Consider the following 26,992-nt stretch of genomic DNA (forward strand, 5'->3'; position numbering starts at 1 on the left):
GGGCCCGGAACATGTCTCACGCACCGCTCGAGGGCCGGACGACCTGTCGGCGGTGAGTGACGCACGTTCTGGAGGCCCGGAACATGTCTCACGCACCGCTCGAGGGCCGGACGACCTGTCGGCGGTGGGTGACGCACGTTCTGCGGGCCCGGAACATGTCTCACGCACCGCCCGAGGGCCGGACGACCTGTCGGCGGTGGGTGACGCACGTTCTGCGGGCCCCGAACGTGTCTCACTCACCGCCCGAGGGCCGGACGACCTGTCGGCGGTGGGTGACGCACGTTCTGCGGGCCCGGAACATGTCTCACTCACCGCCCGGCCCGAGACGCACGAAGGGCCCGGGGGATCACCCCCCCGGCCCTCGGCGTGCGTACGTCCTCAGTGACCGTTGCGGATCGCGGTGCGCAGGTCCTTGTTGAGCTGGGAGATCACGTCGAGCGGGATCTCCTTGGGGCAGGCGGCGGTGCAGGCACCGATGTTGGTGCAGCCGCCGAAGCCCTCGTGGTCGTGCTGGGCGACCATGTTGACGACGCGCTCGTCGCGCTCGGGCTGGCCCTGGGGGAGCAGGCCGAGGTGGGTGACCTTGGCGCCCATGAAGAGGGAGGCCGAGCCGTTGGGGCAGGCCGCCACGCACGCGCCGCAGCTGATGCAGGTCGCGACGTTGAAGGCGCGGTCGGCGTCGTCCTTGGGCACGGGCACCGAGTGGGCCTCGGGGGCCGAACCGGTGTTGACCGAGATGTAGCCGCCCTGCTGGATGATGCGGTCGAACGCGCTGCGGTCGACCACGAGGTCCTTGATGACGGGGAAGGCGTCGGAGCGCCAGGGCTCGATGGTGATGGTCTCGCCGTCGGAGAACGAGCGCATGTGCAGCTGGCAGGTCGTGGTGACCTCCGGCCCGTGCGCCTCGCCGTTGATCATCAGGCCGCACGTGCCGCAGATGCCCTCGCGACAGTCGGAGTCGAACGCGATCGGCTCCTCGCCCTGGTCGTTGAGCTGCTCGTTGAGCACGTCGAGCATCTCGAGGAACGACATGTCCTCGGACACGTCGGCGAGCTGGTAGGTGTGCATCGCGCCCGCGGACGCGGCGTCCGGCTGCCGCCAGATCTTCAGGGTCAGGTTCATCACTTGTAGCTCCGCTGCTTCATCTCGATGGCGGTGTAGACGAGGTCTTCCTTGTGCAGGATGGGGATGCTGTCCTCGCCGGCCCACTCCCACGCGGAGACGTAGGCGTACTCCTCGTCGTGACGCAGCGCCTCACCGTCCTCGGTCTGCGACTCGCCGCGGAAGTGGCCGCCGCAGGACTCGCGCCGGTTGAGGGCGTCGATGCACATGAGCTCGCCGAGCTCGAAGAAGTCCGCGACGCGGCCGGCCTTCTCGAGCGACTGGTTCAGCGTCTCGGCGCTGCCGAGGACCTTCACGTTGCGGTAGAAGTCCTCCTTGAGGCCGCGGATCAGGTCGATGGCCTTCTTGAGGCCGGTCTCCGTCCGCTCCATGCCGCAGTACTCCCACATGATGTTGCCGAGCTCGCGGTGGTACGAGTCCACGCTGCGCTCGCCGTTGACCGTGAGGAAGTGCTCGATGCGGCTCGTGACGGACTCACGCGCCTCGACGACCGCGGGGTGGTCCTCGGAGATCCGCTCGAACGGGCCGTCGGCGAGGTAGTCGCGGATCGTGTGGGGCAGGACGAAGTAGCCGTCGGCCAGGCCCTGCATGAGGGCCGAGGCGCCGAGGCGGTTGGCCCCGTGGTCGGAGAAGTTGGCCTCGCCGGTCACGAACAGGCCGGGGATCGTCGACTGCAGGTCGTAGTCGACCCAGAGGCCGCCCATGACGTAGTGCACGGCCGGGTAGATCCGCATCGGGACCTGGTAGGGGTCCTCGCCGGTGATCCGGGCGTACATGTCGAAGAGGTTGCCGTACTTGGTCTCCACGGCCTGGCGGCCCAGGCGCTCGATGGCGTCGGCGAAGTCGAGGTAGACGCCACGGCGGGTGCCGTCGACCTCGGGGCCGACACCACGACCGTCGTCGCACTGGTACTTGGCGGCACGCGAGGCGATGTCGCGGGGGACCAGGTTGCCGAACGAGGGGTAGATCCGCTCCAGGTAGTAGTCGCGGTCCTCCTCGGGGATGTCGCGCGGGTCCTTGTCGCAGTCGGCCTGGTTCTTCGGCACCCAGATGCGTCCGTCGTTGCGCAGCGACTCCGACATCAGGGTCAGCTTGCTCTGGTGCGAGCCGGTGACCGGGATGCAGGTCGGGTGGATCTGCGTGTAGCAGGGGTTGGCCATGTAGGCGCCCTTGCGGTGCGCGCGCCACGCGGCGGTGACGTTGGAGCCCATCGCGTTGGTCGAGAGGTAGAAGACGTTGCCGTAGCCGCCGGAGGCGAGCACCACGACGTCGGCGAGGTGGGTCTGGATCTCGCCGGTGACCATGTCGCGGGCGATGATGCCGCGGGCCTTGCCGTCGACGACGACGAGCTCGAGCATCTCGTGGCGGGCGTACATCGAGACCGTGCCGGCCGACACCTGGCGCTCGAGCGCCTGGTACGCACCGATCAGCAGCTGCTGGCCCGTCTGGCCGCGGGCGTAGAACGTGCGCGAGACCTGCACGCCGCCGAACGAGCGGTTGTCGAGCAGGCCGCCGTACTCGCGGGCGAACGGGACGCCCTGCGCGACGCACTGGTCGATGATGTTGGTGCTGACCTCGGCCAGGCGGTAGACGTTGGACTCGCGCGAGCGGTAGTCGCCGCCCTTGACGGTGTCGTAGAAGAGCCGGTGGACGGAGTCGCCGTCCTCCTTGTAGTTCTTCGCCGCGTTGATGCCGCCCTGGGCCGCGATCGAGTGCGCGCGACGCGGGGAGTCCTGGTAGCAGAACGTCTTCACGTTGTAGCCGGCCTCGCCGAGCGTGGCCGCGGCCGAGGCGCCGGCCAGGCCGGTGCCGACGATGATGATGTCGAGCTTGCGGCGGTTGGCCGGGTTGACCAGGCGGGCCTCGAACTTGCGGTTCTGCCAGCGCTCGGCGATCGGGCCGGACGGCGCCTTGGCGTCGACGAGCGGCGCGCCCGGGGTGTAGTAGCCGGCGGCGTCGTCGTAGTCGCCGTCCAGCGACCCGCTGGCCGAGGCCTCCGTCGAGGTGACGGTGTCGGGCATGTCCATGTCGTGGCTCACGAGCGGTGACCCCTTACTTGGTGATGATGCCCGCGAGGACGGCGAGCGGGACGAGGGAGTAGCCGAGCGAGATGATCACCGCGGTGACGAAGCCGATGACCTTCCAGCGCTGGCGCTTGGCTGCGGTGCCGGTCCAGCCCAGCGTCTGCGCGGCGCTCCAGATGCCGTGGTGCAGGTGGGCACCGAGGGCGAGCATCGCGACGAGGTAGATGATCGTCATCCACCACACGTCGAAGGTGTCGACCATCAGGTTGTAGGGATCGTTGGTGGCGCCGCCCTGCGGGTTGACCTTGCCGATGGTGAAGTTCAGCAGGTGCCAGACGAGGAACACCAGGATCGTGACGCCGCCCCACCGCATCATCAGGCTGGCCCGCGTGACGCCGGAGTTCTTCTTCACGACGTACTTGGTCGTCCGCGCGCGGGCGGCCCGACGCCACAGCAGGACGCCCGTCGTCACGTGCACGACGAGCGAGATGATCAGGCCGAGGCGCAGGATCCACAGCGCGCCCTCGTGGGGCAGCAGCGGCTCGCCGAGCTCGCGCAGGTGGTGGGCGTACTCGTTGAACGCGTCGTGCCCGGCGAACGCCTTGAGGTTGCCGTACATGTGCGCGAACACGAAGGCGACGAAGATGAAGCCGCTGGCGGCCATCGCGAGCTTGAGCGCGACGGTCGTGCGCGAGGCCCGCGCACCCTTCACCAGCTGCGGCCGCGGGGGAGTGAGTTGGGTTGCCACCCGGCCACGGTATCGCGCGGTCCGCGCGCACGACGCGCCGAGGCGGTGTGAGGTTTCCCCGGGTGCGGTGTCTTCCGCTCAGGCGTGACACAGGTCATAGTCGGGAGCGTTGACCGGACCACGTGCCGGGCTGCCGGATGACCTTCACGGAGGACGCATGGCATCGACCGACCTGCCCACCGACCTGCCCACAGATCGAGGCGTGACGAGCCCGGCCCGCGCCCGCATCGAGGCGCGGACCCTGAGGCAGGACCGGTGGTGGCTCCAGCCCCTGGCGACGTTCGTCGTCTTCTCGGCCTTCATCGTCTACGCCACCGTGCGGGCGTTCATGGGGCGCGACTACTACGCCTCGCCCTACCTCTCGCCGTTCTACTCGCCCTGCCTCGGCGACTGCGTCGAGGGGGCGTCGGACTTCGGACAGCCGTTCGCGTGGTGGCCCCTGTCGGCGGCGCTGATCATCCTGGTCTTCCCGCTCGGCTTCCGGATGACCTGCTACTACTACCGCAAGGCCTACTACCGGGCGTTCTGGCTGAGCCCCCCGGCGTGCGGCGTCGCCGAGCCGCACCGGTCCTACTCCGGCGAGACCCGCTTCCCGCTGATCGTCCAGAACGTCCATCGCTGGTTCTGGTACGCCGCGGTGCTGGTCGGCCTGGTGCTCACCTTCGACACGCTGCTCGCCTTCCGCCCGATGCCGGCCGAGTACGCCGTGGGTGACGGTGAGACGAGCGGCGTCCACATGGGGCTGGGCACCCTGCTGATGATCGCCAACATCGTCTTCATCTGGCTCTACACGCTCTCGTGCCACTCGTGCCGCCACATCGTCGGCGGGCGGCTGCGGCACTTCTCCAAGCACCCGGTGCGCTACCGGCTGTGGACGTGGGTCTCCCGGCTCAACGAGAACCACGGCCGCTGGGCGTGGTACTCGCTGTTCTCGGTCGCGATCGTCGACCTCTACGTCTTCCTCCTCGCCACCGGCACGATCCAGGACGTGAGGTTCTTCTAGTGACGGAGACCAGGCACCCGATGACGGGCAACGAGATGTCCCCCGAGTCCGCAGGCGGGATGGAGCGCCACGCGTACGACGTCGTGGTCGTCGGCGCCGGCGGGGCCGGGCTGCGGGCCGCGATCGCCGCACACGACGCGGGCGCCCGGGTGGCGGTGGTGTGCAAGTCCCTGCTCGGCAAGGCGCACACCGTGATGGCCGAGGGCGGCATCGCGGCCGCGATGGGCAACCGCTGGCCCGAGGACAACTGGGAGGTCCACTTCCGCGACACCATGCGCGGCGGCAAGATGCTCAACCACTGGCGGATGGCGCAGCTGCACGCCCAGCAGGCGCCGGAGCGGGTGATGGAGCTCGAGGACTGGGGCGCCCTGTTCGACCGCACCGACGACGGGCTGATCAGCCAGCGCGACTTCGGCGGCCACAGGTACGCCCGCCTGGCCCACGTCGGCGACCGCACCGGCCTGGAGATGATCCGCACCCTCCAGCAGCGCACGGTGCAGCTCGGCATCGACGTCTTCATGGAGCTGACGGTGACCGACCTGTTCCAGGACGACGGCCGGATCTCCGGGGCGTTCGGCTACTGGCGCGAGACGGGCCGCTTCGTGCTCTTCGAGGCGCCCGCGGTGATCCTGGCGACGGGCGGCATCGGCAAGTCGTTCAAGGTCACGTCGAACTCGTGGGAGTACACCGGCGACGGCCACGCCCTGGCCCTGCGCGCCGGGGCCAGCCTCATCAACATGGAGTTCGTCCAGTTCCACCCGACGGGCATGGTCTGGCCCCCGTCGGTGAAGGGCCTGCTCGTCACCGAGTCGGTGCGCGGCGACGGCGGTGTCCTGAAGAACTCCGAGGGCACGCGCTTCATGTTCGACTACATCCCCGACTTCTTCCGGGCGGAGACCGCCGACACCGAGGAGGAGGCGGACCGGTGGTATGACGACAAGAAGAACAACCGCAGGCCACCCGAGCTGCTGCCTCGTGACGAGGTGGCCCGTGCGATCAACTCCGAGATCAAGGCCGGTCGCGGCACGCCCCACGGCGGGATCTACCTCGACATCGCGTCGCGGCGCACGCCCGAGTTCATCCGCAAGCGGCTGCCGTCGATGTACCACCAGTTCAAGGAGCTGGCCGACGTCGACATCACCGCCGAGCCGATGGAGATCGGGCCGACCTGTCACTACGTGATGGGCGGCGTCGAGGTCGACCCCGACACCCAGGAGAGCGCGGTCACCGGCCTGTACGCGGTGGGCGAGTGCTCCGGCGGCATGCACGGCTCCAACCGGCTGGGCGGCAACTCGCTCGGCGACCTGCTGGTCTTCGGCAAGCTGGCGGGCGAGGCCGCGACGGCGTACGCCACGGGGCTCGGCCGGGCGCGCCCGGCCGTCGCGGAGGACGACCTGAGGGCTGCCTCGCACAGCGCGGTGGCGCCCTTCGAGGTCGAGGGCGGGGACAACCCGTACGCCATCCAGTCCGACCTGCAGCAGTCGATGAACGACCTCGTCGGCATCATCCGCACCGCCGGCGAGCTCGAGCGGTCGCTGGTCGAGATCGAGGCCCTCAAGGAGCGGGCGCGGTCGATGGCCGTCGAGGGCCACCGGCAGTACAACCCCGGCTGGCACCTCGCCCTCGACCTCCGCAACATGCTGCTCGTGTCGGAGTCGATCGCCCGGGCGGCGCTCGCGCGCGAGGAGTCGCGCGGTGGCCATACCCGCGACGACTTCCCGCAGACCGACCACGAGGTCTGGGGCAGGAAGAACCTCGTGGTCAGCCTCGATGCCGCGGGCACGGGTGTGGAGCTGAGCGAGAGACCCCTGCCGGAGATGCCCGACGAGCTCAAGAAGTACTTCGACGAGCCCAGGAAGGAGTCCTGATGGCCTACGACCTGAAGATGCGTGTCTGGCGCGGCGACGCGGACGGCGGCGAGCTGACCGACTACACCGTGCAGGTGTCCGACGGCGAGGTGGTGCTCGACGCGCTCCACCGGCTGCAGGCCACCCAGACGGGCGACCTCGCGATCCGCTGGAACTGCAAGGCCGGCAAGTGCGGGTCGTGCAGCGCGGAGATCAACGGGCGGCCCCGGCTGATGTGCATGACCCGGCTGTCCGACTTCGACCAGGCGGAGACGATCACCGTCACGCCCATGCGCACCTTCCCGGTGATCCGGGACCTCGTCACCGACGTGTCGTTCAACTACGAGAAGGCCAAGCAGCTGCCGTACGCCGAGCTCGGGCCCCGCGACGCGGACGGCAAGCGCCGGATGATGCAGGTCGACGTCGAGCGCAGCCAGGAGTTCCGCACGTGCATCGAGTGCTACCTGTGCCAGGACGTGTGCCACGTGGTCCGCGACCACGAGGACAACAAGCAGCACTTCGCCGGCCCGCGCTTCTTCATCCGCTACGCCGAGCTCGACATGCACCCCCTCGACACCCACGACCGCCGCGCCCTGGCCCAGGACGCCGCCGGGCTCGGGATGTGCAACATCACGAAGTGCTGCACCGAGGTGTGCCCCGAGGGCATCCACATCACCGACAACGCGATCATCCCGATGAAGGAGCGCGTGGTCGACCGCAAGTACGACCCACTGGTGTGGCTCGGCAACAAGATCGGCCTGCGCTCCCAGGACGACGAGGGCCGTACGGAGGTGTGAGGGCGGGCGGTCAGCCCTTCACCTTGCGCGCGCTGGGGCGTCGACCGGTGTGCCGGACCGCGATCCGGCTGCTCTCGCTCTCCGCGGCTGCGCCGGAGACGGTGATGGTCACCAGGCCGTCCTCGAAGGCGGCCTCGATGTCGTCGGCGGACACCGCCTCGGGGAGCGTGATCGCGCGGCGGAACTCGCCGTAGTACCTCTCCCGGACGAGGAACACCGAGCCGTCCTCGCCGTCGGCCTCGGCGAACCGTGCGCCCGACACGGTGAGCACGCCGTGGTTGAAGCGCAGGTCGACGTCGTCGGGGTCGACGCCCGCCAGCTCGATGCGGATCAGCAGGTCCTCGCCGCGGGCGAGGATGTCCGTGCTCGGCACCCACGCCGAAGCGTGCGTACGCTCCGCCGTCTCGGCGCTCTCCGGCGCGCCGTGCACGCCGAGCGAGCGCAGGCGCGACAGCTCGCTGACGAAGTCGGTCACGCCCTCGAACGGGTTGCGACGGTCGGGCATCGGTTCCTCCTGGGTCGGTGGTCGCAGTCTGGTCTAGCTGCGCAGTGGCGTCATCAGGCCGACGCGGCGCAGGAACGACCGCGCGACCTCGCCCTCGCTGCGGCCGTCGGTCACCTCGGCGTTCAGGTCGACCATCGCGTCCACGCTGAGCTCGGCGTTGACGGCGTCGATGACCCGCATGAAGGCCTCGGAGTCGATCGAGTCGAGCTTGTCCTCGTCGACGACCATCACGACGTTCTGCGACCCGAACAGCAGCTCCGGGTCGTTGAGGAGGGTGTAGCGCCCGCCCCGCAGCTGCGGGTCGGTGGTGAACGCGTCGACCGCGTCGGCGTCGCCGTCGTCGAGCATCGCGTACTGCGTGCCGAGCTCGGCCGGGACGAACTCGGCGTTGTCGAGCCCGTAGACGTCGCGCAGACCGGCCAGGCCGAGCTGCAGGTCCTCGAACTCGGGTCGGGCGCCCAGGACGAAGGAGTCGAGGTCGGCCAGGTCGGCGATCGAGTCCAGCCCGTTGTCCTCGGCGAACGCGTCGGTCACCGCGATGGCGTCCTTGTTCTCGAACGGGGTCTGCTCGCTGACGACCATGCCCTGCGACTCGTACCAGGCCTCGACCGCGTCGTAGGTCTGGTCCGGGTCGAGGCCCGAGACCTCCTCGCCGGCGACGATCGAGAGCACCGTGCCGGTGTAGGCGACGTAGCCGTCCACCTCGCCCTCGCGCAGGGCGTCGTCGAGGTCCTCGGCGGGACCGACGCCCTTGCGCAGGTTGACCGTGTAGCCGTTGACGGCGAGGGCCTGTCGCCACAGCTCGCCGAGCACCAGCGCCTCGGGAAACTCCTGGGTGCCGATGGTGATGCGCAGCGTCGCCCCCTGGGGCTGCTGCGAGGCGTCGCGCTCGGTGTTCTCGCCGCAGGCGCCGAGCAGCAGCGTGGCACCGGCGACCGCCACGAGCACCGCGCGGCGCATCCGGGTCACGAGGAGCCCCCGGACCGGGCGCCCTGCTGGGACCTGTCCCGCGGGCGTACGTCCGGCTCCGGAGCGCCGCCGGTCTCCTCGCGCAGCGCCTTGATCCAGCACCAGGCGACACCGACGAGCACGAACGTGAAGGGCACCGAGCCGAGCACCGCCGCCTGCTGGAGCGCGGTGAGCCCACCGACGAGCAGCATCGCGCACGCGATGCCGCCCATGAGCAGGCCGAGCACCACGACGACGAACCTGGAGGGGTTGATCGAGCCGCGCGAGGCCATGGTGGCCATCACGACCGAGGCGGCGTCCGCGCCGCTGATGAAGAACAGGGCGATGAGGACGATGCACAGACCGGTGCTGATGACCGGCAGCGGCAGCACGTCGAGGGCCGTGAACAGCGACAGCTCGGGGGTGGAGAGGGAGCCGACGATGTCCGCCTTGCCCGAGCGCTGCAGCTCGATGCCCGTGCCGCCGACGATCGCGAACCAGAGGAAGCCGAAGCCGGTCGGGGCCGCCGCCACCCCGATGACGAACTCGCGGATCGTCCGGCCGCGGGAGATCCGGGCGACGAACATCCCGACGAAGGGCGCCCACGAGACCCACCAGGCCCAGTAGAAGATCGTCCAGCCCGCCATCCACTGCTCGTCGCCGACGCCGGTCTGCAGCGACATCGGCAGCACCTGCAGGACGTAGTTGCCGATCGACTCGATGCCCTGGGAGATCACCAGCACCGTCGACCCGCCGACGACGAGGAAGAAGAGGAACAGCCCGATGGTGGCGAAGGCGCCGAGGTTGGCGAGGAAGTTGATGCCCTTCTCCACCCCGGACGTCGCCGACACCACGAAGAGCAGCGTGACCACGACGATGATCGTGACCGCGACGGCGTTGGACTTGGGCACGTCGAGGAGGTAGTTGAGCCCGCTGTTGAGCTGCAGCCCGTTGAGGCCGAGCGCGGTGGCCGTGCCGAACAGCGTCGCCACGATGGCCAACGCGTCGATGAGCCGGCCGACCGGGCGGTTGGACGCGTCGGGGCCGAGGACCGGCGTGAAGGTCGAGCTGACCAGGACGGGCAACCCCCTGCGGAAGCTGAAGTAGGCCATCGCGCCGCCCATGACGGCGTACATCGCCCAGCCGTTGAAGCCCCAGTGGAAGTAGGTGTAGCGCAGTGCCACCAGCGCGGCCGCCTCCGACTCCGGCTCGGCGAGGCCGTGCGGCGGGGAGGTCCAGTGCGAGACGGGCTCGGTGATGCCGTAGAACAGCAGCCCGGCCCCGAGCCCGGCGGCGAACATCATCGAGACCCACGAGAACGTGCCGAACTCGGGCCGGGAGTCGTCGGGGCCGAGCCGCAGCCGGCCCCACGGGTGCAGCACCAGGAAGATGCACAGCACCAGCACCGAGAACGCGATCAGCACGAACACCCAGCCGAAGTTGCCGATCACCCAGCCGAGGGCGGTGCCCATCACCGAGCCCAGGCTGGCGGGGCCGAGCAGCCCCCAGCCGACGAAGGCGGCGATCAGGAGGGCGGAGCCCCAGAAGACCACGGGGTCGACGTCCTTGAGGGTGCGCTTCACGTGGTCTCCCGCCCGCTGCACGGGCGACGACTCACCCGAGGTCGATCCACGATCGTGGCGTGCGGGCCACCCTGTCAACGGCATTGGACCGTTTGTACATCACTTTTCACCAGTTTGGGACGGCTCCACGGGGTCGACCCAGATCGGCGAGGACCAGGCCATCTCGCCGTCCACCTGGAACACGCGGGCGTAGTAGAACGCCGCCGTGGGCCGCTGAGGCGCGGGGTCCGACCACGTCAGGTCGAGCGAGGTCGAGCCCAGCGACGACAGCCCGCCGATGCCCGGCTGCAGGCGCAGGTGCCCGGGCCCGTCGCCGGGGACGTCGTGGAGCGGCGTCTCCCGCAGGTCCGACAGCGTCACCTCCAGCCGTCGCTCCCCGACCTCGACGACGACCACGGCGTCGGGTGGCCCGACGACGGTGACCTCCACGCCCCCGCGCTGCGAGCCGTAGGGCTCGCCGAAGCTGGCCGTGGTGCACGCCCAGCCGACCGAGGTCTCGCCGACCTCGACGACCTCCGGGCTCCAGAACGGCGCCTGCACGACGCGGCCGCCGCGCACCTCGAGGGTGCCGTCCCACGCGGTGGTCCGGTCGCTGCCGCCCCACTCGACGCGGACCGGGACCGCCACCTCGCCCTCGGCCACGTCGTGCCCGTCCACGGCGTGGACGACCACGCCGTCGCGGAGGATGTCGACGCGGGCGAGGTCGGCGTAGCCCTCGGCGTGGATCGACAGCGTGACGGGACCGTCGACGGTGACCTCCTCGCCCATGAGCGCGTCGTCCAGCCGTACGTCGAGCAGCACGTCGCGTGTCGTGGCCGCGAAGGTCCGGCGCGCGTGGAGGGCCTCGAAGACCGAGGCCCGGTCGAGTGACTCGGCGAACGCGCCGACGTAGCTGGCACCGTGGCCGTGGTCGGAGGAGGCGATGAAGCCGAAGCGGTGCCCGCGGTGCAGGCCGTCGAGGACGAACGTGCCCTCCTCGGTGGCGTCGCTGTACTGGCGGAACGCACCGAGTGCCTCGTAGTTGCCGCGGCAGGCCTGGAAGATCTCGACGAGCCGGCTGTAGTCGGGGTGGTGGTAGTCCCAGTCGTTGTGGACCATCGCCGAGCCCGGGTGGTGCGGGATGGTGATGGCGGGGAAGTCGGGGTGCTGCTCCATCCGCTCCCAGAGTCCGGCCGGGTCGGTCGTGCCCTCCGCGAACGCGGAGAAGATGGGGGCTCCGCGGGCGACGTCGCCGAAGATGACGTTCTGGTGACCGGTGTCCGCAGAGGTCCACTCGAAGCCGTAGAGCGGCACGAAGCGGTCGTCGACCTTGAAGAGGTCCGCGATCTTCTGGATCGACCACCACTGGTGGTCCGAGGAGTTCTCCGAGTGGTCGGTGACCGCCCAGAAGTCGTACTCGCAGACGTCCCACGCGTAGCGGTAGAAGTCCTCGAGCGAGGGCTCGTCGCCGGCGGTGCAGCGGCTGACCAGCGAGTGGCGGTGCAGGTCGCCCCAGTAGAGCTGGTAGGTCCGGTCGCCGGAGGTGACCGTGTAGCGCTCACGGCGCCCACCGCGGGCGGTCGGCTCGGCCCAGCGGCGTGCGTCCGCGCGCTCGCCGGCGTGGACGCGGGTGGTGCGAGATCCCGACGGCGCGGGTGCGCTCGCGGCGCCGGCCGACGCCGTACGGCCGAGCACGACGGTGCCGATGCCGTGCACGCCGTGCCAGACGACGGACCCGTGGTGCTCGTGGAGGTAGGGGCACTCGCGCCCGCCGAAGCCCTCGGTCCAGTCGAGCGCGACCTGCAGCCGCTCGTCGGTCTGCGCCGCGACGACGACCTGCGAGCCGGGGCCGGCCGCGGCGGAGACCTCCTCGAGGGTGCCGTCGGTGCCGCTGAACGTGGTCGGCGGCAACCAGCCCCCGGGGCCGAGGGCCTGCGCCGCGACCTCCCAGTAGTAGGTCATCAGCGGCAGCCGCCGGTGGATGCGGTAGGCGACGACGAGCCCGCCGTCCTCGGTCGCGACGAGCTTGGGCAGCCCCGCCGGGACCACGTCGAGCGTGGGGGACAGCTCGCCGGGTGCGTCCAGGATGCCGTGCTCGGTGACCGCCACGACCCGGATGGAGGCAGAGACGTCGGGCAGGAGCTCGGGCGGCACGTTCTCGCTGCCGGGGCGCATCCCCTCGACCACGGCGGGGGCGGCGCCGACCTCGGCCAGCGGGCGCAGCTTGGTGGGGCCGCTCCCGCCGTGGCCGACGACCGTGATCAGGTCGAACGCGCACCACAGCTGCTGGTCGCGGGTGACGGCGAGGTGCGGGTGGAGGGCGTAGTCGCTGCCGGACGTGAGCCGCTGCGGGTCGCCGAGGTCACCGTCCGCCGTGCGACGCCGCACGACGACGCGGTAGGCGCCGTCGGCGTACTCCGACCACGCGTACGCCGTCGCGCCGTCGGCGAACGCGGCCACGCTCGGGTCCCACACGTTGGCCTCGACGCCGCTGCTGACCCGGGTGGTGTTGCCCCAGCCGCCGGTCGGGGACCAGCGGCGCGCGAAGATCGCGAAGCGGTCCTCGTGACGGGCCTGCCAGCAGACCTCGAGGCCGCCACCGGGGAGCGCGACCGCCTCCTGGTTGAAGGCCGGGTGCCCGCCCTCGGTGACGGGTTCCGGTGCCGTCCACTCCTCGCCGGTCCAGCGCACGCCCCAGACCGCGACGTCGCCGTCGTCGCGCCGGCCGAACAGCACCCAGACGACGCCCTCGGTGGTGATGACCGCGGTGGGGCGGTAGACGTCGGCGAGATCGCCGGACACCACGGTGGATCCACCGGAGCGGACCTGCTCGCCGAGGGCGACGTGGACCTGCTCGCCCCGGTCGGGCACCCACTCGGTCCACGCGACGACCTGCGTGCCGTCGGGGCCGACCGCGACCGTGGGGCGAGCCGCGTCGTGCGCACCGGGCAGGGCGTCGACCCCGGCGCGGGCGTGGCCGTCGTGCCGGGGCGCCTGGTCCAGCACGGCGTGGGCGGTCGCGATCATCTCGGCGACCCGCCCCTTGCCCTCGTCGACCCACATGAAGCGCAGCGGGTCGGGGTCGAGCACCTCCTCCACGGCCCGCACGTCGAGGCGGGCGTTGATCGCCTCGGACATGCGGCGGTTGAAGGCCAGCACGAGGTCGAGGTCGGCACGCTGCTGCGCGGTGTAGTCGCCCCGGTGGTGGTCGGGACCACCGCAGACGTGGGCGTGGGAGTGGGCGTGCGAGTGGCCATGGTCGTGACCGTGCATGCCCGACAACCTAGCCAGCCGGCGGCGGCCTGACGACCAGCCGACGCAGCGTCACGAGTCCACCCGGTCGGCCCCCAGGCGCCAGGACGGCGAGGTCCGTCGGAGGTACGCCCACGACGCGCGGGCGAGCGCGGGGTGCCGGTCCGCGTGGTGCAGCGCCCGCTTGCGCAGCCAGAACGCTCCCGCGCGGACCTCGCTCGCCAGCACCTCGGCGGCGTCGGGCAGGCGACCCTCCGCCTCGACGAACGCCGCGCGGTAGCGCTTGAACAGCCGGCCGTGGTCGAGCGCGAGCGACTCGAGCGCGGCCCGGGTCGCCGCGAGGAGCTCGGCGTCGTCGTGCTCGTCCAGGTCGCGCCCGGTGGGGGCAGGTCCGGAGGGGACGAGGTCGGCGAGGTCACCGTGGACGGTGGTCCCGCGGTGCTCGAGCTCGGCGACGAGCCGCTCACCGTGCTGCCGTGCCCACCCGAGGTGCCGCGCGGGCAGCTCCAGCGGCCGGTCGGTCGAGCCGGCGAGCCGGGAGCGGATGCCCGCCTCGATGACGAAGCGGTGCTGAGCGGTGTTGAGCCGCCCCGCCACCGCGGCGTTGAGCCGGCGCACCACCTCGAGCTCTGCGGCGCCGAGCGACACGTTGCGCAGAGCCCGCTGCTCGCCGGGCCACCCGTCCGACCACCCGGCGGGCAGGCACGCCGCCTCGGCGAAGCGGTCCAGCAGCAGGGTCGAGGGCGCCCCGCGGGGTGGCACGGTGACGACCCGGACGCGCTCGGGCGGCACGACGGCTGCCCAGGTGTCGATCACCCGCAGGAGGTCGTGGCGCCAGTGGAAGGAGACGCCCTCGCTGGGCGCGGCACCGTCCTCGCCGCGCACCGACGCCACGAAGTCCGCCCACGTGCAGCTGCCGCCGTTGACGATCGTCTGCTGCCAGGAGGAGACGAGGGTGCGCGCCATGTCACGGGCGCCGACGACGACGAAGACCCGGTGACCGTCGAGCGCGCGGACGAGGCGCCGCGCCTGGCGCGGCCGGGCGAGCGAGAGCTCCTCCTCCGACACCACGACCGCCGGCCCGTCGTGGGCGTCGACGAGGGCGACCAGCCGCCCGAGCGCACCGGCGGCCTCGCCCCGCCGCTCGCCGCCGACGCGCTGGCCCAGCAGGTCGTACGCCGCGAGTCGCTGGGCGCGATGCCCTCCCGGGAACAGGACTCCCCGGGCCGCGAGGTCGTCAGCCCTCGCCCCGAGTGCGGCCTGGATGGTGGTGGTGCCGGTCTTGTAGAGGCCGACGTGGAGGAAGACGTCCGACATGCCGCGACGCTAGGTTTCCGGGCCCGCCCGGGGGATGGGTCTGGAGACCCGCAGGACCGGGACGTGGGTGACCTATCCCATACCCCACGGCGGTGACCAGCGCCACGTCCCGCCCTATTGTGCGGCGTATGACGGACGTCGAAGGTGGCCTGGACGAACCCGTGGAGCTGCAGCCCGCCGAGGGCCAGCTCGAGCTCGTCGGCGCCGACGACACCTACGACGCGGCGGCCTGGGAGGCCGCCGCCGCGGCGGTGCTGCGCAAGGCGCGCAGGCTCCCCGACGACGCCCCCGACTCCGACGTGTGGGGCGTGCTGACCCGCACCACGCTCGACGGCATCGAGGTCGCCCCGATCGGCCAGCCCGCGGACCTCGAGGGCCTCACGACCTCGGGTCGCCCGACGCGGGCCGGTGCGTGGGACGTACGCACGCAGGTCGAGGTCGTCGACGACAGGGCCGCCAACGAGGCGGTCCTCCAGGACCTCGAGAACGGCGCGACGTCGCTGCTGCTGCACGTCGACCCCGAGCGCGACCACGACTGGGCCACCGTGCTCGACGGGGTGCTGCTCGACCTCGCGCCGGTCGTGCTCGACCGCGCCTCGACCGACCAGGTCGAGGCGTTCGCCGACTTCCTCGAGGGCGTCGAGGGTGCGCTGCACCCCGGCACGAACCTGTCCCTGGACCTGCAGACCCTGGAGATGCTGTCCCAGCCCGTGCGCGACGACGGCGCCACGGCCCGCGACCTCGTCGCACCTGTCGCACGCCGTGCCTTCCAGCTCGGCGTCCGCGGCCTGCTGGTCGACGCGACGGCTCTGCACGACGAGGGCGCGAGCGACGCCCAGGAGCTCGGCTGGGCGATCGCGACGGGCGTCGCCTACCTCCGGCTCCTCGCCGACGAGGGCTTCGACGTCGAGTCGGCCGCCCGCCTCATCGAGTTCCGGGTGGCCGCCACCGACGAGCAGTTCCCGACCATCGCCAAGACGCGCGCCGCCCGTCGCCTGTGGGCGCGGGTCCTCGAGGCGTCCGGGGGGACCGGTGAGATGGCCCTCCACGCGGTCACCAGCCGGCCGATGACCAGCAGGCGCGACCCCTGGGTCAACATGCTGCGCGGCACCGTCGCGGCCTTCGCCGCGGGCGTCGGCGGAGCGGACGCGGTCACCGTCGTGCCGTTCGACGAGCCGCTCGGCCTGCCGGACGCCTTCGGTCGTCGGATCGCCCGCAACACCTCCTCGCTGCTCATCGAGGAGTCGCACGTCGGCGCCGTCACCGACCCCGCCGGCGGTGCGTACGCCGTCGAGAGGCTCACCGACGACCTCGCCGTCGCCGGCTGGGCCGAGCTCGGCCGGATCGAGGCGGCCGGGGGTGCGCTCGCCGACGAGGCCCGCGCCGGGGTGAAGGAGCGGGTGGCGGACGTGCGCGCGGCGCGGGACGCACAGGTCGCCGACCGGTCGCGCCCGCTGACCGGCGTCTCGGAGTTCCCCGACCTCGCGGAGGTGCTCCCCGAGCGCGAGCAGCGTCCCCACCGCCACGTCCGTCGCTACGGCTGGGCGTTCGAGGACATGCGGGCCGAGCCCGCCGAGCGGGCCGTCTTCCTCGCGACGATGGGCCCGGTCGCCGCCCACACGGCGCGGGCCACGTTCGCCACCAACCTCCTCGCCGCGGGCGGGGTGGCGGTGGAGTCGGCCGGTGCCACCGCCGACGTCGCCGCCGTCCTCGCGGCGTACGCCGGCCAGCCCGTCGTCTGCCTCGCCGGCACCGATGCGGCCTACGCCGAGTGGGGTGCGGACCTCGTCGCTGCGCTCCGCGCGGCAGGGGCGACCCACGTCGTGCTCGCCGGGAAGCCGGGGGAGCGGACCGTCACCGACGTCGACGACTCGTGCGCCATGGGGGTCGACGCGCTCGGCTTCCTCGGCCGGATCCGAGAGGAGCTCGCCCGATGAGCACTACGAGACGGTCGCAGGGCGACCTCCGCAGCACAGGCATCCCGAAGAGCTTCGCCGAGGTGGGACTGGGTCCCGCCACGCCTCGTTCCCCGGCTGCTCGAGCAGCGGCAACCGAGCCGTGGGCCAGCCCCGAGGGGATCGACGTGCTCCCCGTCTACGGCCCCGAGCACCTCGAGGGCCTCGACGGCCTCGACACGTGGCCGGGCATCGCGCCCTTCCTGCGCGGCCCCTACCCGACGATGTACACCACGCAGCCCTGGACGGTCCGGCAGTACGCCGGCTTCTCCACCGCCGAGGAGTCCAACGCCTTCTACCGCCGCAACCTCGCCGCGGGACAGAAGGGCCTGTCGGTCGCGTTCGACCTCGCGACGCACCGCGGCTACGACTCCGACCACCCGCGGGTGCGCGGCGACGTCGGGATGGCCGGCGTGGCGATCGACTCGATCTACGACACCAGGACCCTCTTCGACGGCATCCCGCTCGACGAGATGTCGGTGTCGATGACGATGAACGGCGCGGTGCTGCCCGTCCTCGCCCTCTACATCGCGGCGGCCGAGGAGCAGGGGGTGCGGCCGGAGCAGCTCGCGGGGACCATCCAGAACGACATCCTCAAGGAGTTCATGGTCCGCAACACCTACATCTACCCGCCGGCGCCGAGCATGCGGATCATCAGCGACATCTTCGCCTTCACCTCGCAGAACATGCCGCGCTTCAACTCGATCTCGATCTCCGGCTACCACATCCAGGAGGCCGGGGCGACGGCCGACCTGGAGCTGGCGTACACCCTCGCCGACGGCGTGGAGTACATCCGCGCCGGGCTCGACACGGGCATGACGATCGACCAGTTCGCCCCGCGCCTGTCGTTCTTCTGGGCCATCGGGATGAACTTCTTCATGGAGGTCGCCAAGATGCGCGCGGCCCGCGCGCTGTGGGCGCGGCTGGTCGACGACTTCGGTCCGCAGAACCCGAAGTCGCGCTCCCTGCGCACCCACTCGCAGACCTCCGGCTGGTCGCTGACCGCGCAGGACGTCTTCAACAACGTCGGCCGCACGTGCATCGAGGCGATGGCCGCGACCCAGGGCCACACCCAGTCGCTGCACACCAACGCGCTCGACGAGGCGATCGCCCTGCCGACCGACTTCTCCGCGCGGATCGCCCGCAACACCCAGCTGCTCCTGCAGCAGGAGAGCGGCACGACGCAGGTCATCGACCCGTGGGCCGGCTCCTACTACGTCGAGAAGCTGACGCACGACCTCGCCGAGCGCGCCTGGGCCCACATCCAGGAGGCCGAGCGGGCCGGCGGCATGGCCGCGGCGATCGAGCAGGGCATCCCGAAGATGCGCATCGAGGAGGCGGCCGCGCGCACGCAGGCGCGCATCGACGCGGGCCTGCAGAAGGTCATCGGCGTCAACACCTACCGCCTGGCCGCGGAGGACAGGCTCGACGTCCTCAAGGTCGACAACGACGACGTCTACCGCCAGCAGGTGGCCAAGCTCGAGCGGCTGCGCGCCGAGCGGGACGACGACGACGTACGCCGCGCGCTGGAGGCGCTGACCGCCAGCGCCGACCGCGGACCGGTCGGCGGAGGCTCCCTCGAGGGCAACCTGCTGGCCCTGGCCGTGGACGCCGCCCGGGCCAAGGCGACCGTCGGCGAGATCTCGGACGCGCTCGAGAAGGTCTACGGCCGCCACCAGGCCGTGATCCGTACGATCAGCGGCGTGTACCGCGACGAGGCAGCCAAGGCCGGCACCGGCGCCGAGGGTGGCGCCGTCGCCGCCGTGCTGGAGGCCACCGCGGAGTTCGAGGCCGAGGAGGGCCGCCGCCCGCGCATCCTCGTCGCCAAGATGGGCCAGGACGGCCACGACCGCGGCCAGAAGGTCGTCGTCACCGCCTTCGCCGACCTCGGCTTCGACGTCGACGTGGGCCCGCTGTTCTCCACGCCCGAGGAGGTCGCCCAGCAGGCGGTCGACGCCGACGTGCACATCGTCGGCGTCTCCTCGCTCGCCGCCGGCCACCTGACCCTGCTGCCCGCCCTCAAGCAGGCCCTCGCCGACCAGGGGCGGCCCGACATCATGGTCGTCATCGGTGGCGTGATCCCGCCCGACGACGTCCCGATCCTCCAGGAGATGGGCGCCGCGGCGGTGTTCCTGCCGGGCACCGTCATCGCGGAGTCCGCGCTCGACCTGCTGGCGCGGCTGCGCGACTGATGGCCCGGCCCGCCCGGCAGGTCGACGTCACGGCGCTGGTCGACGGCATCCGCTCCGGCCGGCGCGCCGACGTCTCGCGCGCCATCACGCTGGTCGAGTCGTCGCGCGCCGAGCACCGTGCCGCCGCCCGGGACCTGCTGACGCAGCTGGCGACCTTCGACCTCCCGCCCGCGACCCGGGTCGGGATCTCCGGCGTGCCGGGCGTGGGCAAGTCCACCTTCATCGAGAGCCTCGGGACGCGGCTCACCGCGGCCGGCCACCGGGTCGGCGTGCTGGCGGTCGACCCGTCCTCGGTCCGCACCGGGGGCTCGGTGCTCGGCGACAAGACCCGGATGGCGGCGCTGTCGGTCGATCCGAGGGCGTTCATCCGGCCCTCGCCCTCGGCCGGCACCCTCGGCGGCGTCGCGCGCGCCACGACGCAGGCGATGCTGGTGCTGGAGGCCGCCGGCCACGACGTCGTGCTGGTCGAGACCGTCGGCGTCGGGCAGTCCGAGGTGACGGTGGCCGGGATGGTCGACACCTTCCTCTTCCTCACCATCGCCCGCACCGGCGACCAGCTCCAGGGCATCAAGAAGGGCATCCTCGAGATCGCCGACGTGGTGGCGGTCAACAAGGCGGACGCGCAGGGCGGCGACCACGAGGGCGAGGCCCGGGTGGCCGCCCGCGAGCTGGCAGGCGCCCTGCGGCTGGTGCGCGGCCATGCCGAGTGGGCACCGCCGGTGGTCACCTGCTCGGGGCTCACCGGCGCCGGCGTCGACGACGTCTGGGACCGGGTGGGCGCGCACCGCGACCACCTCGGCGCGGACGGCCTGGCCCACAAGCGGGCGGGCCAGCAGCTGGAGTTCACCTGGGCGCTGGTGCGCGACGAGCTCGACCAGCGGCTGCGGTCCTCGCCCGGCGTCGCCTCGGTGCGCGACGACGTGCGCCGCGCGGTCCTGTCGGGCGACCTCCCCGCGCCGCTGGCCGCTGACCGGATCCTCGCCGCGTACGACGGCGACTCGACCTAGACTGGGTCGGTCATGCCGATCCCCGCCACCTCCGTCATCGCCGAGACCGTCGACAAGTACGCCGACGAGCTCGTCGCACTGCGCCGCGACCTGCACGCCCACCCCGAGCTCAGCTGGGCGGAGGAGCGCACCTCCGGTGCGGTGGTGTCCGCGCTCGAGGGTGCCGGCTGGGCGATCACCCGGCCCGAGGGCGGGGGAGTCCTCGCCGAGATCGGTCACGACGGTCCGCTCGTCGCCCTGCGCGCCGACCTCGACGCGCTGCCCGTCGACGACCTGATCTCCGACCCGTGGAAGAGCCAGAACCCCGGTGTCGCGCACGCGTGTGGCCACGACGTCCACACCGCCGGGCTCGTCGGCGCCGGGCTGGCCCTCGCGGAGGTCGCGACGCGCGGCCTGCTGACGGGGCGCGTACGCCTGCTCTTCCAGCCCGCCGAGGAGGTCATGCCCGGCGGCGCGCTGCACCTGCTGTCCTCCGGGGCGCTGGAGGGCGTGTCCCACGTCTTCGGCCTGCACTGCGACCCCAGCCTCGACGTCGGCCGGGTCGGCCTGCGCGAGGGCCCCCTCACCGGGGCGGCCGACGCGCTGACCGTGCGGCTCATCGGCAAGGGCGGGCACACCTCGCGCCCGCACCTGACCGAGGACCTCACCTTCGCCCTCGGGAAGGTCGTCACCGAGCTGCCGGCGATCCTCAGCCGCCGCCTCGACCCCCGCGCGGGCGTCAGCGTGGTCTGGGGCATGGTGCGCGCCGGGTCGGCCCACAACGTCATCCCGCACGGCGGTGTCGTCGCCGGGACCGTGCGGATGCTCGACGCGGTCGCCTGGGCGGACGCGGAGCACCTCATCCGCCAGCTGATCACGTCCATCGTCGCGCCCTACAGCGTGACCGCCGAGGTGACCTACCAGCGCGGCGTGCCGCCCGTGGTCAACCACCCGGTCTCGACGGCCCTGCTCGGCGTCGGCGTCGAGAACGTCCTCGGCCCGCACGGCCACGTCTCGACCGCGCAGAGCCTCGGCGGCGAGGACTTCGGCTGGTACCTCGACTCCGTCCCCGGCGCGATGGCCCGGCTCGGCACCCGCACGCCCGGCGGTCCGACGTACGACCTCCACCAGGGCAACCTGCGCGTCGACGAGGCCGCGACCGGGATCGCCGCGCGGGTGCTCGCCGAGGCGGCGGTGACCGCGCTCGACGCGTCCTGAGCCGCCTCAGGCGTCCGCCGCGACCTCCAGCGGCACCCCGAGGGTGAAGGTGCTGCCCGTGCCGGGCTCCGACCAGACCTCGAGGCGACCGCCCATCAGGTCCGCGAGGTCGCGTGAGATGGCCAGTCCGAGCCCGGCGCCGACCCGCCCGCCCGAGCAGGGTCCGGCCTGCGCGAACGGCTCGAACAGCGAGCCCTGCTGCTCGGGGCCGATGCCGACGCCGGTGTCGATGACGGTGAACTCCGCCCAGGTCCCGGAGCCGATCTCCGCGTCACCACCACCCAGGCCTCGCGCACTGACCACGAGGCTGATCCCGCCGCGCTCGGTGTACTCGACGGCGTTGCGGACCAGGTTGGTCACGACCTGCGAGACGCGCATCCCGTCGCCGAGCGTCGTGCGCGGGACCGAGGCGTCGACGCTGACGGTGAACGAGATCCCGCGGCACCGGGCGAGGGGAGCGGCCCACTCGGCGATGTCGTCGACCAGCGCGCGCACCTCGAACGGCCGGGGCCGCAGCGTGGTGCGCCTCGCCTCCAGGCAGGAGAACTCGAGCATGTCGTGCACCAGCTCGGCGAGCCGGGTGCCGGACCGGTGCAGCATGTCGACGTAGTGGCGCGAGTCGTCCTGGAGGTCGGACTCCCGGAGCAGCTCGGTGGCCCCCACCAGCGCCGCGAGGGGCGTACGCAGCTCGTGGCTGACCGTGGCGAGGAAACGGGTCTTCGCCGCGTTGGCGTCCTCGAGCTCCTCGAGCACCTGCCGGGCGTGTGTGACGTCCTCGGCCACCCCGTGCACGCCGACGATCACCTCGTCGACCACCACCGGGATCATCGTGGTGCGGAAGTGGACGATCGTGTCGTCGGTGCGCACGACCCGCGCCTCGACGACCTGCGGCAGACCTGCCATGGCCCGCTCGAACCCGTCCTCGACCAGCGGCAGGTCCGCCGGGTGGACCACCTGCGCGAAGTGCGCGTGCCGGAGCTCGTCGAGGGTGAGGCCGGTCATCTCCAGCGCCCGGGGGTTCGCGTCGGTGTAGAAGCCCCTCGGGTCGAGCGAGTAGGCCGCGTGCGGGTGGTAGGTGAACAGCGACGCGTAGCGCTGGCGGCTCTCCGCCAGCGTCTCGTCGCACACCCATTCCTGCGGTGACGTCTCCACGGAGCTCCCCCGATCCTGCGATGGCTGTGACCGTGCAACGACAAGGTGTGTACATCGTTACGGACAACGTACGTCGCGGTAACACCCGGGGGTGAGGGTCGCCGCGACCGCAGCTACTGCTTCCTGTAGGGCACTCCGTCCGCCGCCGGCGGGCGGGAGCGGCCGACGAGGCCGGCCACCGCGAGGATCGTCACCAGGTAGGGCAGCATCAGCATGAACTGGCTGGGCACGGGGGAGCCGATGGACGACAGCACGCCCTGGAGGTTGGTCGCGAAGCCGAACAGCAGCGCGGCCAGGGTGGCGCGGATCGGGTCCCACTTGCCGAAGATGACCGCGGCGAGGGCGATGTAGCCGGCACCGCCGGTCATCTCGCGGTTGAAGGCCGCCACGGACACCAGGCTGTAGTAGGCGCCGCCCATGCCGGCGATCGCGCCCGCGAGCAGGATGGTGCGGTAGCGGGTGCGGTTGACCTTGATGCCGACGGTGTCGGCAGCCTTGGGGTGCTCGCCGACGGCGCGGACCCGCAGGCCCCAGCGGGTGCGGTAGAGCGCCCAGGCCACGAGGGCGACCACGGCGTAGAGCACGTAGACGAGCGGGGTCTGGCGGAACAGCAGGGGCCCGATGAGTGGGATGTCGCCCAGGATCGGGATCGGGAGCCGCGAGAAGCCCTCGGGGGAGTTGAGGGACTCGGCGTTGGGGGCGAGCACCTGGCGGAACATGAAGTTGGTCAGGCCCAGCACCAGCACGTTGAGCACCACGCCGACGATGACCTGGTCGACGAAGTAGGTGATGGCGAACAGGCCGAGCACCAGGGCGACCAGCGCGCCCGCGACGGCAGCCGCGACGAGCCCCGCCCAGGGGGAGCCGGTCGTGGACGCGGCGATCGCGGCGGCGAACGCGCCGAGCAGGAGCTGTCCCTCGATCGCGATGTTGACCACGCCGGCGCGCTCGCCGAGCACGCCGCCGAGCGCGCCGAAGACGAGCGGCACCGCGAGGGCGACCGCGCCGCCGAGCAGGCTGACGATGAGGATCCGGCTGTCGGCGGCCGCCCAGCTCAGGAAGCCGATCATCCACGCGACGGCGAAGGCGATCGGGATCCACATCGGCTGACGCAGGTGGCCGAGCATCCGGCGTACGGCCTCCGCGGTGAGGGCGAGGCAGATCACCACCATCACCCAGGCGGTCGGGCCCGAGGGCACGACGACGTCGGGAAGGGTCACGAAGTCGGTCTCGGCGGCCAGGCGGAACGTCGTGTCACCGGAGTGGGACGAGCGCAGGAGAACGATCGCGAGGCCCAGGACCAGCACGCCCAGGACCACCGGCAGCTTGCGCGCGCCGGAGCCCGCGGTCGGCGTCACGACCGTGTCGGGCGCCAGCCCGCCGCTGTCGGGCGTGGGGTTGTCGGTGGCGGTGCTCACTTGGCCTCCTGGGCGGGGAGCCGGAAGATCGCGCGCACCAGGGGAGGGGCGGCGAGGAACAGGACGATCAGCGACTGCACCACGAGCACGAGGTCGACCGAGATGTTCTCGGAGGCCTGCATCGTGAAGCCGCCGGCCTTGAAGGCGCCGAAGAGGAGCCCGGCGGCCAGGATGCCGAGCGGTCGCGAGCGACCGAGCAGCGCGACGGTGATGGCGTCGAAGCCGATCGAGGCGTCGAGGTCGAGCGAGACGCCGCTGGACACGGTGCCGAGCACCTGGTTGACGCCGGCCAGCCCGAGCAGCGAGCCGGCGATCATCATCACGACGGTGTACGTCCTGCCGACGTTGATGCCCGACGCGCGGGCGGCGTGCGGGTTCTCGCCGACCGCGCGGACGCGGTAGCCGAGCGTCGAGCGGTTGAGCAGCCACCACACGACGGCCACGGCGACGAGCGCGAGGACGAAGCCGAGGTGGAGGTTGAACTTCTCGCCGAGCACCTTCGGCAGCACCGCCGAGCTGTCCATCGGCGGGGACTTCGGGTTGACCGAGCCGGGCGTCTTGAGCAGCCACTCCTTGGTGAGCGCCCAGAACAGCAGGTAGTAGCCGACGTAGTTGAGCATGATCGTCACGATCACCTCGTGGGCGCCGGTGCGGGCCTTGAGGAGACCGGCGATGCCGCCCCACAGGGCTCCGAACACCATGCCGACGAGGATCGCGAGGGGCAGGTGGACGGCCATGGGCAGGTCGAGCTGGAAGCCGACCCAGCCGGCGGCCCCACCCGCGACGAGCATCTGCCCGCGACCGCCGATGTTGAACAGCGCCGCCCGGAAGGCGATGCCGACGCCGAGACCGCCGAGGATGAGCGGCCCGGCGAACTTCAGCGTCTCGGTGAGGGGACGCCACTGCTGGGCCGGGTCGTCGAGGTTGTAGTTGAAGATCGCGCCCCGGAACATCGCGGTGTAGGCGCCGGAGATCGACTCCCACAGCGCGGAGAAGAAGTCGGAGGGACGCGCGGTGACGTAGCCGAACGTCTCGCGCACCGTCTCGTCGGTCGCGGCGATCATCACCGAGCCGACCAGCACGGCCAGGAAGACGGCGAGCACCCCGGCGAGCGCGTCACCGGCGGCGATCTCGCGCAGCAGCGACCGCGAGCGCTCGCCCTCCTCGACGCTGGCGTCCTCGGCCGCGTCGACCTCGGGCGGGCCCACGTCGGGCGCCGTCGTGCGTCCCGCCTCCGGGTGCTCCGGGGTGGGCTTGTCCTCGTCGCTCACGCGACCACGTCCTTCAGGTCCTTCGGGCGTTCGCCGGTCATCATGAGTCCCAGGGTCTGGCGCGGGGTGTCGGCAGGCACGATGCCGACGATCTGGCCGCGGTAGAGCACCATGATCCGGTCGGCGAGGGCGACCACCTCGTCGAGCTCGGTGGAGACCACCAGCACCGGGATGCCGCTGTCGCGGGTCGCGACGACCTGCTTGTGGATGAACTCGATCGAGCCGACGTCGACGCCGCGGGTGGGCTGCGCCGCCACGAGCAGGCGGAGGTCGCGCGAGAGCTCGCGGGCGACGACCACCTTCTGCTGGTTGCCGCCCGACAGGTTGGCGGCCAGCGAGTCGATGTCGCGGGCGCGCACGTCGTACTCCTTCAGCTTCTGCTCCGCGAAGGCGCGCAGGGCACCGATGCGGAGCGAGCCGTTCTTCACGAACGGGGACTTGAAGCTGCGGTTGAGCATGAGGTTCTCGGCGATGGTGAAGTTGGGGACGAGCCCGTCGACCTGACGGTCCTCGGGGATGAAGCCCACGCCGGCGTCGAGGATCTTGCGGGTCGAGCGGCCCACCAGCTCGGTGCCGTCGAGACGGATCGAGCCGCTGACGTCGTCCTGGAGGCCGAGGATGGCCTCGGTGAGCTCGGTCTGCCCGTTGCCCTGCACGCCGGCGACTGCCAGGACCTCGCCGCCGCGGATGGTGAAGCTGATGCCGTCGACCTGGGCGTGGCCGGCCGGGTCGACCACGCGGAGGTCCCGGACGACGAACGCGTCATCGCCGACCCGCGGTGCGTCCTTCTGCACGACGAGCTCGACGGGCCGTCCGACCATCATGGAGGCGAGCTCGGCGTTGCTGGCCTTGGGGTCGGCCTCGCCGACGACCTTGCCGTGGCGGATGACGGTGATCCGGTCGGCGACCTCACGGACCTCGCGGAGCTTGTGGGTGATGAAGACGATGGCCTTCCCGGACTCCCGGAGCTGGCGCATGATGTCCATGAGCTCGTCGGTCTCCTGCGGCGTGAGGACCGCGGTGGGCTCGTCGAAGACGAGCAGCTCGGCGTCGCGGGACAGGGCCTTGATGATCTCCACGCGCTGCTGGACGCCGACGGGCAGGTCCTCGACGACCGCGTCGGGCTTCACGTCGAAGCCGAAGCGCTCGGAGATCTCGGTGACCCGACGGCGGGCGGCATCGATGTCGAGGGTGCCGGCGAAGCCGGTCGACTCGTTGCCGAGCATGACGTTCTCGGCGACGGTGAAGACCGGGACGAGCATGAAGTGCTGGTGGACCATCCCGATGCCGGCGGCCATCGCGTCGCCGGGGCCGGTGAAGTGCTGGACCTCGCCGTCGAGCTCGATCTCCCCCTCGTCGGCGCGGTAGAGGCCGTAGAGGACGTTCATCAGGGTCGACTTGCCGGCGCCGTTCTCGCCGAGGAGGCAGTGGATCTCGCCGGGCTCGACGGTCAGCGAGATCGAGTCGTTGGCCACCACGCTGCCGAAGCGCTTGGTGATGCCTCGCAGGACGAGTCTCATGGCATCGCATCCTAGGGGTGGGTTCGGTCAGGTGGTCTGGGCCGGGGGCCGGTTGCGACCGGCGCGCGGGAGCCCGGGAAGCCAGAGGGAGGCCGACGGAACCGTCGGCCTCCCCCGTGGATCGAGCTGGGTGGAGCTGGGTGGAGCTGGGTGCT

The 26,992-nt window shown here is 71.7% G+C and carries 19 protein-coding genes; 7 read left to right on the forward strand and 12 right to left on the reverse strand.

The genetic code is table 11. The annotated features are described in order from the left end of the window. Positions 1–378: 378 nt before the first annotated feature. The 3 genes from F4692_RS12245 to F4692_RS12255 are packed head-to-tail and all read right to left on the reverse strand — an operon-like array spanning position 379 to position 3,894. Positions 379–1,122 (reverse strand): succinate dehydrogenase/fumarate reductase iron-sulfur subunit, encoded by a 744-nt coding sequence (locus F4692_RS12245; RefSeq protein ID WP_179619904.1) that lies wholly within the window; start codon positions 1,120–1,122, stop codon positions 379–381. Beyond that, positions 1,122–3,143: a fumarate reductase/succinate dehydrogenase flavoprotein subunit gene (locus F4692_RS12250; protein WP_179620482.1), complete on the reverse strand. Its 2,022-nt coding sequence runs from the start codon at positions 3,141–3,143 to the stop codon at positions 1,122–1,124. The genes F4692_RS12245 and F4692_RS12250 overlap by 1 nt, the downstream gene beginning before the upstream one ends. Before the next feature lie 31 nt (positions 3,144–3,174). Further along, positions 3,175–3,894, reverse strand: a complete 720-nt coding sequence (locus F4692_RS12255; protein WP_308645277.1) for a succinate dehydrogenase cytochrome b subunit — start codon at positions 3,892–3,894, stop codon at positions 3,175–3,177. A 157-nt stretch (positions 3,895–4,051) separates the two neighbouring features. Here F4692_RS12255 and F4692_RS12260 point away from each other — a divergent pair, with 157 nt between their 5' ends. Genes F4692_RS12260 through F4692_RS12270 form a run of 3 tightly spaced genes read left to right on the forward strand, consistent with a single transcriptional unit; the run spans position 4,052 to position 7,541 of the window. Further along, on the forward strand, positions 4,052–4,897 hold the full coding sequence (locus F4692_RS12260) for a hypothetical protein (RefSeq protein WP_179619905.1): 846 nt from the start codon (positions 4,052–4,054) through the stop codon (positions 4,895–4,897). Continuing rightward, complete coding sequence (locus tag F4692_RS12265) at positions 4,897–6,765, forward strand: fumarate reductase/succinate dehydrogenase flavoprotein subunit (RefSeq protein WP_308645278.1); 1,869 nt, start codon at positions 4,897–4,899, stop codon at positions 6,763–6,765. Before F4692_RS12260 ends, F4692_RS12265 begins: the two co-directional genes overlap by 1 nt. After that, positions 6,765–7,541 (forward strand): succinate dehydrogenase/fumarate reductase iron-sulfur subunit, encoded by a 777-nt coding sequence (locus F4692_RS12270; RefSeq protein ID WP_179619906.1) that lies wholly within the window; start codon positions 6,765–6,767, stop codon positions 7,539–7,541. Before F4692_RS12265 ends, F4692_RS12270 begins: the two co-directional genes overlap by 1 nt. A 10-nt stretch (positions 7,542–7,551) precedes the next feature. Here F4692_RS12270 and F4692_RS12275 read toward each other — a convergent pair whose 3' ends face one another. The 5 genes from F4692_RS12275 to F4692_RS12295 form a co-directional block, all read right to left on the reverse strand. After that, complete coding sequence (locus F4692_RS12275) at positions 7,552–8,046, reverse strand: Hsp20/alpha crystallin family protein (protein WP_179619907.1); 495 nt, start codon at positions 8,044–8,046, stop codon at positions 7,552–7,554. A gap of 33 nt (positions 8,047–8,079) precedes the next feature. Next, a complete protein-coding gene (locus F4692_RS12280; protein ID WP_257029890.1) occupies positions 8,080–9,006 on the reverse strand; it encodes an ABC transporter substrate-binding protein in 927 nt (308 codons plus the stop codon). A gap of 5 nt (positions 9,007–9,011) precedes the next feature. Then, positions 9,012–10,577: a BCCT family transporter gene (locus F4692_RS12285; protein WP_218858406.1), complete on the reverse strand. Its 1,566-nt coding sequence runs from the start codon at positions 10,575–10,577 to the stop codon at positions 9,012–9,014. A gap of 99 nt (positions 10,578–10,676) precedes the next feature. After that, positions 10,677–13,829, reverse strand: coding sequence for a DUF3604 domain-containing protein (locus F4692_RS12290; protein ID WP_179619910.1), 3,153 nt, complete (start codon positions 13,827–13,829; stop codon positions 10,677–10,679). Between the two features lie 51 nt (positions 13,830–13,880). Further along, the gene (locus F4692_RS12295) at positions 13,881–15,125 is read right to left on the reverse strand and encodes a hypothetical protein (protein ID WP_179619911.1); all 1,245 of its coding nucleotides are present in this window, start codon (positions 15,123–15,125) and stop codon (positions 13,881–13,883) included. A 128-nt stretch (positions 15,126–15,253) separates the two neighbouring features. Between F4692_RS12295 and F4692_RS12300 the strand changes: the two genes are divergently transcribed. The 4 genes from F4692_RS12300 to F4692_RS12315 are packed head-to-tail and all read left to right on the forward strand — an operon-like array spanning position 15,254 to position 21,476. Beyond that, positions 15,254–17,062, forward strand: a complete 1,809-nt coding sequence (locus tag F4692_RS12300) for a methylmalonyl-CoA mutase family protein (RefSeq protein ID WP_179619912.1) — start codon at positions 15,254–15,256, stop codon at positions 17,060–17,062. Next, positions 17,059–19,272: a methylmalonyl-CoA mutase gene (scpA, locus tag F4692_RS12305; RefSeq protein ID WP_179619913.1), complete on the forward strand. Its 2,214-nt coding sequence runs from the start codon at positions 17,059–17,061 to the stop codon at positions 19,270–19,272. The genes F4692_RS12300 and scpA overlap by 4 nt, the downstream gene beginning before the upstream one ends. Further along, positions 19,272–20,279 (forward strand): methylmalonyl Co-A mutase-associated GTPase MeaB, encoded by a 1,008-nt coding sequence (meaB, locus tag F4692_RS12310; RefSeq protein ID WP_179619914.1) that lies wholly within the window; start codon positions 19,272–19,274, stop codon positions 20,277–20,279. The genes scpA and meaB overlap by 1 nt, the downstream gene beginning before the upstream one ends. A gap of 12 nt (positions 20,280–20,291) precedes the next feature. Beyond that, positions 20,292–21,476: an amidohydrolase gene (locus tag F4692_RS12315; RefSeq protein ID WP_179619915.1), complete on the forward strand. Its 1,185-nt coding sequence runs from the start codon at positions 20,292–20,294 to the stop codon at positions 21,474–21,476. A gap of 6 nt (positions 21,477–21,482) precedes the next feature. Here the strand turns inward: F4692_RS12315 and F4692_RS12320 are convergent, their stop codons facing one another. The 4 genes from F4692_RS12320 to F4692_RS12335 form a co-directional block, all read right to left on the reverse strand. After that, the gene (locus F4692_RS12320) at positions 21,483–22,628 is read right to left on the reverse strand and encodes a sensor histidine kinase (RefSeq protein ID WP_179619916.1); all 1,146 of its coding nucleotides are present in this window, start codon (positions 22,626–22,628) and stop codon (positions 21,483–21,485) included. Between the two features lie 113 nt (positions 22,629–22,741). Continuing rightward, complete coding sequence (locus tag F4692_RS12325; protein ID WP_308645279.1) at positions 22,742–24,046, reverse strand: ABC transporter permease; 1,305 nt, start codon at positions 24,044–24,046, stop codon at positions 22,742–22,744. Then, on the reverse strand, positions 24,043–25,317 hold the full coding sequence (locus tag F4692_RS12330; protein WP_308645280.1) for an ABC transporter permease: 1,275 nt from the start codon (positions 25,315–25,317) through the stop codon (positions 24,043–24,045). Before F4692_RS12330 ends, F4692_RS12325 begins: the two co-directional genes overlap by 4 nt. Beyond that, entirely contained in the window at positions 25,314–26,837 is a 1,524-nt protein-coding gene (locus tag F4692_RS12335) for an ABC transporter ATP-binding protein (protein ID WP_179619917.1), read from the reverse strand. The genes F4692_RS12330 and F4692_RS12335 overlap by 4 nt, the downstream gene beginning before the upstream one ends. Between the last annotated feature and the right edge of the window lie 155 nt (positions 26,838–26,992).

Source organism: Nocardioides cavernae (assembly GCF_013410035.1).
Taxonomy (GTDB): domain Bacteria; phylum Actinomycetota; class Actinomycetes; order Propionibacteriales; family Nocardioidaceae; genus Nocardioides; species Nocardioides cavernae_A.

Excerpts from the sequence above, each read along its gene's own strand:
- F4692_RS12245 (WP_179619904.1), bottom strand. The coding sequence starts at position 1,122 with ATGAACCTGACCCTGAAGATCTGGCGGCAGCCGGACGCCGCGTCCGCG.
- F4692_RS12280 (WP_257029890.1), bottom strand. The coding sequence starts at position 9,006 with ATGCGCCGCGCGGTGCTCGTGGCGGTCGCCGGTGCCACGCTGCTGCTC.
- F4692_RS12270 (WP_179619906.1), top strand. The coding sequence starts at position 6,765 with ATGGCCTACGACCTGAAGATGCGTGTCTGGCGCGGCGACGCGGACGGC.
- F4692_RS12260 (WP_179619905.1), top strand. The coding sequence starts at position 4,052 with ATGGCATCGACCGACCTGCCCACCGACCTGCCCACAGATCGAGGCGTG.
- F4692_RS12315 (WP_179619915.1), top strand. The coding sequence starts at position 20,292 with ATGCCGATCCCCGCCACCTCCGTCATCGCCGAGACCGTCGACAAGTAC.
- F4692_RS12300 (WP_179619912.1), top strand. The coding sequence starts at position 15,254 with ATGACGGACGTCGAAGGTGGCCTGGACGAACCCGTGGAGCTGCAGCCC.
- meaB (WP_179619914.1), top strand. The coding sequence starts at position 19,272 with ATGGCCCGGCCCGCCCGGCAGGTCGACGTCACGGCGCTGGTCGACGGC.
- F4692_RS12335 (WP_179619917.1), bottom strand. The coding sequence starts at position 26,837 with ATGAGACTCGTCCTGCGAGGCATCACCAAGCGCTTCGGCAGCGTGGTG.
- F4692_RS12275 (WP_179619907.1), bottom strand. The coding sequence starts at position 8,046 with ATGCCCGACCGTCGCAACCCGTTCGAGGGCGTGACCGACTTCGTCAGC.
- F4692_RS12250 (WP_179620482.1), bottom strand. The coding sequence starts at position 3,143 with ATGCCCGACACCGTCACCTCGACGGAGGCCTCGGCCAGCGGGTCGCTG.
- F4692_RS12295 (WP_179619911.1), bottom strand. The coding sequence starts at position 15,125 with ATGTCGGACGTCTTCCTCCACGTCGGCCTCTACAAGACCGGCACCACC.
- F4692_RS12290 (WP_179619910.1), bottom strand. The coding sequence starts at position 13,829 with ATGCACGGTCACGACCATGGCCACTCGCACGCCCACTCCCACGCCCAC.
- scpA (WP_179619913.1), top strand. The coding sequence starts at position 17,059 with ATGAGCACTACGAGACGGTCGCAGGGCGACCTCCGCAGCACAGGCATC.